The organism is Parablautia muri (genome assembly GCF_009917485.1).
Taxonomy (GTDB): Bacteria; Bacillota; Clostridia; order Lachnospirales; family Lachnospiraceae; genus Suilimivivens; species Suilimivivens muri.
The window spans coordinates 1-900 of sequence record NZ_QZDT01000183.1 but is presented as its reverse complement, the minus strand read 5'-3'; the positions used below and the strand labels follow the sequence as shown (position 1 = coordinate 900).

Here is a 900-nt window from a genome sequence, read left to right as displayed (position 1 = left end):
CTGTCATCACTGATTGATGACCATTCCAGATATATCGTGCAGTCAGAGTTTTATGACAGCCAGAGGCAGGAGATCGTGGAAGATACGTTCCATAAGGCAGTTTTAAAGGCAGGAAGATTTGACTGTGCGTATCTGGACAACGGAGCCCAGTATACAGCCGCCCATCTGGGGAAAGCGTGTGCAAAACTGGGCATCCGGATTGTCCATGCAAAACCGGGTGCGTGCCAGTCCAAGGGAAAAATTGAAAAATTCCACCAGAAAGTGGATCAGTTCATCGCAGAGATCCATGCAGCGCATGTGCATTCTGTGGAGGAACTGAACCACAGGTGGAAAGTGTTTCTGGAACAGGAATACCAGAAAGAGGCGCATGCAGGGATCCGGGAGTATTATGAATCTTACGGGGTGGAAGTCCCGGCATGGGGGATCACGCCGGAGCAGGAATGGCTGAGGGATGCGAGGGGGCTCATATTCATCGATGTATCTGTAGTGGCAGAAGCGTTCCAGCACAGGGAGAGACGCAGGATTGACGGGGCAGGGTGTTTCTCTTTTGAAGGCAGCCGGTATGAGGCAAGCGCAGCGCTGGCAAACCTGCAGGCGGAGATAGCATATGATCCTATGGACACAGAGACCATTATGGTTTACTGTACAGGGGCGGAGCCGGTGGCGGCGCACCGGACGGAGATAGGAGCCTATGCATCAAAAGTGCCGCCTGTGCCCCTGGGAATGGCGGGAAGCAACCCCGAGACATCAAGGCTCCTCGACGCCCTTGAGAAAAAATACAGGGAAGACCACCGGCAGATGGCGAAAGTCCTGTCCTTTGAGGAATACGGAAAGGAGGGGCATGCAGATGTATGAAGGCTTTTTTGAAATGGAGCATACGCCGTTTACCAGGGACATCCC

Annotated in this window: 1 protein-coding gene; it reads left to right on the top strand. The window is 53.2% G+C overall.

The annotated features are described in order from the left end of the window. A partial coding sequence (locus D5281_RS25095) for a Mu transposase C-terminal domain-containing protein (RefSeq protein ID WP_160562558.1) occupies positions 1-855 on the top strand: 855 nt, incomplete at its 5' end. Positions 856-900 lie beyond the last annotated feature (45 nt).